7 protein-coding genes are annotated in these 8078 nt (G+C 66.0%); 2 read left to right on the forward strand and 5 right to left on the reverse strand.

All coding sequences use genetic code 11. From position 1 onward, the window contains the following. Window positions 1-11: 11 nt before the first annotated feature. Window positions 12-902: a hypothetical protein gene (locus tag Q0T48_RS01940; RefSeq protein ID WP_295951621.1), complete on the reverse strand. Its 891-nt coding sequence runs from the start codon at window positions 900-902 to the stop codon at window positions 12-14. 35 nt (window positions 903-937) lie between these two features. Then, window positions 938-2371, reverse strand: a complete 1434-nt coding sequence (locus Q0T48_RS01945) for a cobyric acid synthase (RefSeq protein ID WP_295951655.1) — start codon at window positions 2369-2371, stop codon at window positions 938-940. Window positions 2372-2630: 259 nt separating this feature from the next. On the opposite strand from Q0T48_RS01945, the gene Q0T48_RS01950 reads away from it, so the two are divergent. Continuing rightward, window positions 2631-4838, forward strand: a complete 2208-nt coding sequence (locus Q0T48_RS01950; protein ID WP_295951622.1) for a phosphocholine-specific phospholipase C — start codon at window positions 2631-2633, stop codon at window positions 4836-4838. Between the two features lie 35 nt (window positions 4839-4873). Next, window positions 4874-5524: a PEP-CTERM sorting domain-containing protein gene (locus Q0T48_RS01955; RefSeq protein ID WP_295951625.1), complete on the forward strand. Its 651-nt coding sequence runs from the start codon at window positions 4874-4876 to the stop codon at window positions 5522-5524. Between the two features lie 9 nt (window positions 5525-5533). Here Q0T48_RS01955 and Q0T48_RS01960 read toward each other — a convergent pair whose 3' ends face one another. From Q0T48_RS01960 to Q0T48_RS01970, 3 genes are read right to left on the reverse strand one after another with little or no spacing between them, the layout of a single operon-like run. Beyond that, window positions 5534-6448 carry a GGDEF domain-containing protein gene (locus tag Q0T48_RS01960; RefSeq protein ID WP_295951627.1) on the reverse strand — a complete coding sequence of 305 codons (915 nt, stop codon included), beginning with the start codon at window positions 6446-6448 and terminating at the stop codon, window positions 5534-5536. Window positions 6449-6456: 8 nt separating this feature from the next. Further along, window positions 6457-7125 (reverse strand): nucleoside/nucleotide kinase family protein, encoded by a 669-nt coding sequence (locus tag Q0T48_RS01965; protein WP_295951630.1) that lies wholly within the window; start codon window positions 7123-7125, stop codon window positions 6457-6459. 6 nt (window positions 7126-7131) lie between these two features. Next, entirely contained in the window at window positions 7132-8058 is a 927-nt protein-coding gene (locus Q0T48_RS01970) for a TIGR01777 family oxidoreductase (RefSeq protein WP_295951632.1), read from the reverse strand. Window positions 8059-8078 lie beyond the last annotated feature (20 nt).

Here is an 8078-nt window from a genome sequence, read left to right on the forward strand (position 1 = left end):
CGAAACGGCTGCTACTGCGCCAGGCAGGCCTCTAACGCCCGGAACATCGCTGCGTGCGCGGGCACCATCTGTGGCGACAGGGCCGCCAGCCGTTGCACCAGCGGCTGGCCCTGCAGGTCGGCCGAGGGCACGCCCATGGCCTGGGCCAGGCGCTGCGACACATGGCGCAGACAACCCAGGTGATCGGTCTCCCACAGCCAGTCGCTGGCGTGCTCTTCGAAGTCGTTCAGCAGCAGGCCGACGAGCTGCTTCTGGCTTTCGATCTCGGCCTCGAACTTCAGACCGTTCAGGAACATGCGCGAGGTGAGCAAGGTGGTGGTCCAGACCACCAGCGCGTAAAACGCCAGCAAGCCTGTCAGGTAGGTGTAGACCACTTCGGTCCGGGTGAAAAACAGCATCGCCAGCACGCCACACATGATGCAAGACCACAGCATGGCGGCCTGCGGCAGGCAGCTGTACATCCAGCTGCCCATGCCGATGAAAGCGGCCAGTACCGCGGTGAGCAGCAGGCGGCCATCGCCATCGGCCGCGGTGTACAAATAGCTCGACATCGACACAAACGCCAGCGCCGATGCCGCAATACCCGTCACCAGCAGCCGCACCGTGCGCAGCGACACGGGCATCGATGGCGGCACCACCCGGCGCGCCCACCACAGCCAAGCATTGCCCAGCGCGATGGCCGACACCAGCAGCGTCCACCCCGCCAACGCCAGAGAGTCCACCTGGCCCCAGAACACACAGGCCAGCACCACTGCGCTGATCAGGTTGCCGATGCTGCTCATGGGCAGTTGCCGCACCACCGCATGGAACTGCCGACTACGGTAGATAGCCGCCTGCTCGGTAGAGGCGACAGGGTCGCGCCAACAGGCCAGCAGCCAGTCGGCAAACATAAACCTAGCCATGGACGTGGATCATGATGACCCAGTGTATACAGTTACTAGCGAATCAAGGCATTTAAAAACCCGGGTTGGAAATGCGTGCCCACATAGTCGGCCAGACCGTCGAATACGGCCTCCAGCGTGGGCACCGTGGCCCCGAACAGGGCTTGCAGCGCGGCCGGATCTTCCAGCAGGCCGTGCAGGTACAGGCCCAGCACATTGCCCGCCGCGTTCTGCCAGGCCAGGCCGTCGGGCATCACCGGCCGGGCCACATCACCGCCCTGGGCCATGGCCACGTGCTGCTGGGTCTGGCCGTGGTGGATTTCATAGCCCGCCACCGCCACCCCGGCCAGCGCCGCCCAGGGGCCGGTCATGTCTTCTGCGAAACGGGTTTTCCGGTGCCGCACGGTTTTTTGCACTTCAAACTGCGTGACCAGGGGCAACAGGCCCAGGCCGGGCGCATTGCCATCGATGCCATGCAGGTCGATCAGCGCCTCGCCCAGCATCTGCAGGCCGCCGCAGATGCCCAGCACCGCGCCGCCGCGCGCCGCGTGCGCCGTGATGGCCGCGTCCAGTCCCTGTTGGCGCAGCCAGGCCAGGTCGCCGCTGGTGTGCTTGGAGCCGGGCAGGATGACCCAGTCGGCTCCGGCTAGATCCGCCGGGCTGCGCGCCCAGACCAGGCGCACGCCGGGCACGTTTTTGAGCGGCTGGAACTCGTCCAGGTTGCTGATGCGCGGGTAGGCGATGACGGCGATGGTGCGGGTCACCGTGCCACTGCTGCGGCTGCGGTCGTCGAACACCCCATCTTCTTCGGGCAGGCCATGCTGCCACCACATCGGCAGCGTAGCCACGGTGGGCACGCCGGTCAGGTCTTGCAGCATCTGCGGAGCCGGTGCGAGCAATTGGGCATCGCCCCGGAACTTGTTCAGCACAAAGCCGTGTAGCAGCGCCCGCTCCTCTGGAGGCAGCAGCGCCCAGGTGCCGTAGAGGTGGGCAAATGCGCCGCCCCGGTCGATGTCGGTGACCAGCAGGCAGCGGGCATCGGCATGCCGGGCCACGCGCATGTTGACGATGTCACTGCTGCTGAGGTTGATTTCGGCAGGCGAACCCGCGCCTTCGATCACCACCACGTCGTATTCCGCACGCAACGCGTCCAGCGACTGGGCCACCACCGGCCAGACCCTGGCGCTGCGGCTGCGCCAGTCCATGCCGGTCAGCTCCGCGTTGACTTCGCCCAACAGCACCACCTGGCTGTGCGTGTCGCGCTCGGGCTTGAGCAGCAGCGGGTTCATGCGCACCTCGGGCACGGCACCGGCCGCCAGCGCCTGGAAGTACTGGGCGCTGCCGATCTCGCCGCCGCCCACCACACGGGCGTTGTTGCTCATGTTCTGCGCTTTGAAGGGTGCCACCTTCAAGCCCTGGCGGGCGTAATAGCGGCACAGTGCCGTGGTCAGCCAGCTTTTGCCAGCGCCACTGGTGGTGCCCAGCACCATGGTGCAAGCAGCGAGGGTCATGCCGAGGGGTGGTTCATACAAGCTACCGAAAAAGGTTGAAATTTATAAAAAATATGGCTCTAGCGCAATCAGCACCTACGCCAGTAGCTATTTATTCAATAGCAAAACTGCCGATGGTACAGGCAGGCACCCAACGCTGAAGCACGATTTTTACAGGCTGACACAGGCTTGCCACAACTAAAGAACAGAATTTTCTCTCACCCCAAGTTCATCCCACATCCAAGACAAGGACTTTCCCATGACCTCGATCGACCGCCGTTCCATTCTCCGGGGGGCCGCTGGTGTGGGGCTGACCGCCGTGTTCCCCGACAGCATCCAAAAGGCGCTGGCCATCCCCGCCAACGCGGTGACCGGCACCATCCAGGACGTGCAGCACATCGTTGTATTGATGCAAGAGAACCGCTCGTTCGACCACTACTTTGGCACGCTGCGCGGTGTGCGCGGCTTCAGCGACCCGCGCGCGGTGCGCCTGTACGGCTCGGGCAATTCGGTGTTCGAGCAGCCCAACCAGAACGCCGCGGGCGTAACCCAATCCCCGCCCACCGTGCTGCCGTTCCGCCCTGCCGGTGCCGACCTGGGCCTGGCGTTTCTGGCCGACCTGGCCCATTCCTGGAAGGACGCACACGGGGCCTGGAACGGCGGCCGGTACGACAAATGGGTACAAAACAAAACCAGCAAAACCATGGGCTACCTGCAGCGCAGCGACATCCCTTACTACTTCTCGCTGGCCGATGCCTTCACCGTGTGCGATGCCTACCACTGCTCCATCATGGCCTCCACCGACCCCAACCGCTACTACCTGTGGAGCGGCTGGTCCGGCCAGAACGGCACGCTGGGCGCCGACGGCGCGGCCACCGGCAGCACCCCCGGCAAGGTAGTGCTGGGCAGCAACGGCAACGGTGCCGCGCCCTACGGCCCGGTGGTCACCAATGCCGAAGCGGGCTACAACTGGCGCACCTATCCCGAGCGGCTGCAAAGCGCCGGGGTGAGCTGGAAGATCTACCAGGACATTGGCGTGGGCCTGACCGCCGCCGGCTCCTGGGGCTGGACCGGCCAGCCCTACATCGGCAACTACGGCGACAACTCGCTGCTGTACTTCAAGCAGTACCAGAACGCCGTGCCCGGGGAGCCGCTGTATGACCGCGCCCGTGTGGGCACCAACATCTACAACAACGGCGCGTTCAACAACGGCGCGCTGTTCGACCAGCTGCGCAGCGACGTGCTGAACAACACCCTGCCCCAGGTATCGTGGATCGCCGCGCCCGAGGCCTATACCGAGCACCCCAACTGGCCGACCAACTACGGTGCCTGGTACGTCAACAACGTGCTGGCCGCGCTGACCGCCAACCCGGCCGTCTGGGCCAGCACCGTGCTGATCATCTGCTACGACGAAAACGACGGCTTCTTCGACCACGTGGTGCCGCCCACCCCACCGATGACGGCGGCGCAGGGCCAATCTACCGTCAGCACCACCAATGAAATCTACCCCGGCAACGGCAGCACCACCTACCCGGCCGGTCCCTACGGCCTGGGCGCGCGGGTGCCCATGCTGGTGGTATCGCCCTGGAGCAAGGGCGGCTGGGTCAACTCGCAGGTGTTCGACCACACCTCCATCGTCCAGTTCATCGAAAAACGCTTTGGCGTGACCGAGCCCAACATCACCCCGTGGCGGCGTACCGTCTGCGGCGATTTGAGCTCGACGCTGGACTTCTCGATTGCCAGCGCCAGCGCTTCGCGACTGCCCAGCACCACCGCCTACGTGCCACCGGCGGCCGACATCACCAGCAGCAAAACCTACCCCAATCTGCCGGTCACGCCCCCCACTAACCAGAGCATGCCGGTGCAGGAACCCGGCACTCGCCTGGCCCGCGCCCTGCCCTACCAGCTGCAGGCCACCAGCGTGGTGAACGCGGTCAACCAGAGCATTGGCATCAGCTTCAGCAACGCTGGCGCGGTGGGCGCTTGGTTCCATGTGCGCACCGCCAACGGCACGGTGGCCGGTGGGTCCACCGGCCCCTGGGGCTACACGGTGGAGGCGGGCAAATCGCTGTCTGACACCTGGACCCCGCCTGCCGGCTCCAGCGCCTACGACCTGGCGGTGTACGGGCCGAATGGCTTCCTGCGCAAGTTTGCAGGCAGCCTGGACGCAGCGGCGGCCAAGCTCAACGTCCAAAGCCTGTACGACACCGTCAGCGGCGGCATCTCGCTGGTGGTGACCAATGTGGGCACCGCGCCCACCACCGTGACCGTGACCGACCAGTACCAGCACACCAGCTCGCACCAAACGGTCGCCCCTGGTGCCAGCTTCCGCTCTGACTGGACGCTGCAGACCAGCGCACGCTGGTACGACCTGCTGGTCACCGCCAGCACCGATGCCAGCTTCGTCTGCCAGTGCGCAGGCCACGTGGAAACCGGCAAGCACGGCGTAAGCGACCCGTTGCTGTGAACGTCTCATCCCCTTTATCTCACCCAGGAACCCCCATGCTTTCCAAACTATCCACCCTGCTGCGCCAGGCCAGCCTGTGCCTGCTCATCGCTACCGCTATTCCCACCGCCCAGGCCGCGCTGGTCTACAACAACCTGGGCGCGGCCCCCAGTGGTTCCGACCCGATTTATGGCTACGGCCCGCTGGCCAATTCCTTCACCACCGGGGCCGAGGGCGGCACGCTCAGAGGGGTGCAGGCCCTGTTGATGAACCTGGGCCCCGATGTGGTGGGCAACGTCCAGGTCAACCTGCTGGCCAGCAACGGTGCGGCCCCAGGCAGCACGTTGCTGTCGCTGGGTAGCCTGTCCAGTGCGGACATTGCTTCCAGCGGCTTCCAGGCCTACAGCTTCGCGCCCACATCGGCGTTCGACCTGGCGGCCAACACCACCTACTGGTTGCAAATCCTGGCAGCGGACGTGAACGCCATCCAGTGGGCGTTTGCGTCCGACCTGTCGTTTACCGGTGTAGCGGGCGAATCCTCGTACAGCGCGGCCTTCGGGGTGAGCCCCAACGCCAGTGCAGCGCTGGACGGATTCGGCCCCTACCAAATGGCCGTAGAAGTACCCGAACCCGGATCGCTGGCCCTGGTGACCCTGGGGCTGATCGCCGTAGTGTTTGTGCGCCGCCGTAGCGCAAGCCAGCGTTAAAGCGAAATATCAACTAGCCCAGACGCAGCGGTCGCGCCCAGCACCCTTGGCGGCGTACAGCGCTTCGTCGAGCCGGTTGTACGCGCAGCGCAGGGTTTCATAGGGCTTCAAGATGCCGATGCCGGCCGAGCAGGTGTAACCAAACTGCGGTTGCTCGGGCAGCGGATGCGAAGCGCGTACGACATCCAGAATCCGCGTGACGATATTTTCCAGCCCGGTGGCGTACATGCCGGGGAACAGGATCAAAAACTCCTCTCCGCCCACCCGGCCCAGGCCGTCGTCGCGGCGCAAGACCTCGTGCACGGTGTGCGCGAAATGCTTCAGCACGGTATCGCCCGCCGGGTGACCGTAGGTGTCGTTGACACGCTTGAAGTGGTCCAGGTCGACCAGCGCCACGCCGCACGAGGTGCCGTCCAGATTCAGCTGCGCAATGGACTGCTCCAGCAGCTGCAGAATGTGCGCCCGGTTGCTGATGCCGGTAAGCACATCGGTCTGCGCCGCCCGCACGGCCACATCGCGGGCCTGGCGCAGCACCCGTTCACTGCTGCGCAGCTCGGTAATATCGCTGGCCACACACAGCATCCAGCCGTCGGAGCGCAGGGTTTCGGTCATCCAGACCCAGCGGCCATCGCACAGGTCGGCCTCGAACGCCCGAAACGGCAGCTTGCCGCGGCGCGACCGGGCCGACACCAGCCAGCTGGCGATGTCGGTGGTTTCTATCAGCGCGCCCACGCCCTCGGCATGGTTGCGCAGCAGCATCTCGGCCCAGGTGGGCTCCTCGTCGGGACCCAGTCCGTAGCTTTGCCGAAATGCCGCGTTGGCAAAGCGCAGCTGGTCACCTGCATCGAACAGCGCGACCAGCAGCGGCGTGTCCTGCTGCGAGGCCAACATTTGCAACGCGATCGGGTCGGTGGTGAAAGGCATGCCAAGGATCATACGTTCGGCAACAAACCGTCGGCGCGGCCTCGCGTCAAAGCGACAGTGTCGGCATTCAGGCGGTCGTTCAGGACCAGCCGGGCCTCGGCCTGCGCCACGGTAAAGCCCCAGGCGGCCTGGTGGCGGGCCACCAGGCGCTGCATGGCCACCTCCATGGGCACGTCCAGGTACCAGCAGGCATCCAGCAGGCCGTCCAGGTTCCAGCCGTGGTCGCGGTGCAGCAGGTACAGGCCTTCGACCAGCACCAGCCGGGTAGCCGGGCCGATGGCCACAGCATCTTCCTGCGGGTCGCCCACGCTGTGCTCGAACTCGGGCCACAGCACCGGCGCGGCACCGAGTTGCAAAGAGGCCTGGCGCAGTGCGCTGATGCGGGCGGCCAGCGAGGCGGGATCAAAAGTCCAGGGCGCGCCGCGCCGGGCCAGGGCTGCCGCCGGGTCGGGCATCTGCGCCAAGGCTGCACGACTCAGGTGGAAGCCATCCATGCCCAGCGCCTGCACCGTGCCCGCCCCGGCCTGGGCGTTGACCTCTGTAGCGAGCTGCGCGGCGATGGTGCTTTTGCCGGAACCCGGCAGGCCGACGATGCCAACGAGGATGCGGCGATGGGGGTGGGCCTGCAGCAGAGCGAGAAGCTGGGCGGCGGGTTGGGTGATGGTGGGTGAGGTCATGGGCACTTATTTTCGCCGCAGCTCCAGGTCCCGCAGCGCAGCTTCAAAGGTGTCGAACCGGAAGCGGAAGCCCTCGGCCAGCAGGCGCTGGGGCACCACGCGCTGGCCGTCGGTGAGCAGTGTGGCCTGTTCGCCCAGCAGCAATTTCAACACCACCGCGGGCACCGGCACGGCCAGCGGGCGGTGCAGCACTTTGCAGGCCGTGCGGGTAAATTCCCGCTGGGTCACGGGCTGCGGCGCGGTGAGGTTGTAGGCCCCGGTGGCGGGTACGCTGTCCAGCTTGGCCAACAGAAAGGCCACGGCCGCCAGCACATCGTCCAAATGCACCCAGCTCAGCACCTGGTCGCCCGCGCCCATCTGCGTGCCCACCCCGAAGCGAAACGGCTGCAGCATCTGCGGCAGCGCGCCCTGCTGGCCCAGTACCACGCCCAGCCGCACGGTGGCCACAGCCACGCCATGGGCGGCCATGCCCTGGGCGGTGTGTTCCCAGCGCTGGCACAGCTCGGACATGAAAATCGGCTGCGGCGGTGCGCCCTCGCCCAGCGCCCCCGGGTCGTCCACCGCCTGCACACCATAAAACCCAATCGCCGAGGCCGACAGCAGCCAGCGCGGCTTGTGCGCCAGCTGGGCCACCCATTCCACCAGCGCCTGCGTGACCCCGCTGCGACTGGCGTGCAGCACCTGCTGGCGTGCGGGCGACCAGCGTGGGCCCAGCACGGGCTCACCCGAGAAATTCAAAATCGCATCCACCGGGGTATCTTGCAGCTCCGCCAGCCGGGTGATGCAGTGCAGCGCCTGGCCGTACATCTTGCGGCCCTTATCAAGATTGCGCACCCACAGCGTGAGGCTATGGCCTTGCGCCAGCAGCATGCGGCACAGCGCCTGGCCTAAAAAACCGGTGCCGCCGGTAACGAGTATGTGGAGGGAAGGCATAGGGTGTTCAGTGTTAAAAA

The sequence above is a fragment of the Rhodoferax sp. genome, assembly GCF_025354435.1.
GTDB lineage: Bacteria > Pseudomonadota > Gammaproteobacteria > Burkholderiales > Burkholderiaceae_C > Rhodoferax_B.